Consider the following 209-nt stretch of genomic DNA (forward strand, 5'->3'; position numbering starts at 1 on the left):
GCATCTTCTTGCGGGCCAGCTTGTCGCCATTGACGGATGCCTCAAGATTTTCCATAACGCCCTTGATGGCTTCCAGCGACCAGCCACGCGTGTAGTCAGTTGCCATTACGGAAACGTATGATTCCGTAGCGTGCGTCAAGACGTCCAGACCAGTCCAGGCCGTCGTGTTGGCTGGCACGGATTCAACGAATTGCGAGGCGACAATTGCG

1 protein-coding gene is annotated in these 209 nt (G+C 56.0%); it reads right to left on the reverse strand.

The window, feature by feature from the left end:
- The coding region (locus tag LJE08_RS14870; RefSeq protein WP_370633292.1) for an iron-containing alcohol dehydrogenase at positions 1-205 on the reverse strand (205 nt) is incomplete at its 3' end.
- Between the last annotated feature and the right edge of the window lie 4 nt (positions 206-209).

This window comes from Holdemanella sp. DFI.5.55, from assembly GCF_020593575.1.
GTDB classification, from domain to species: domain Bacteria; phylum Bacillota_I; class Bacilli_A; order Erysipelotrichales; family Erysipelotrichaceae; genus Holdemanella; species Holdemanella hominis.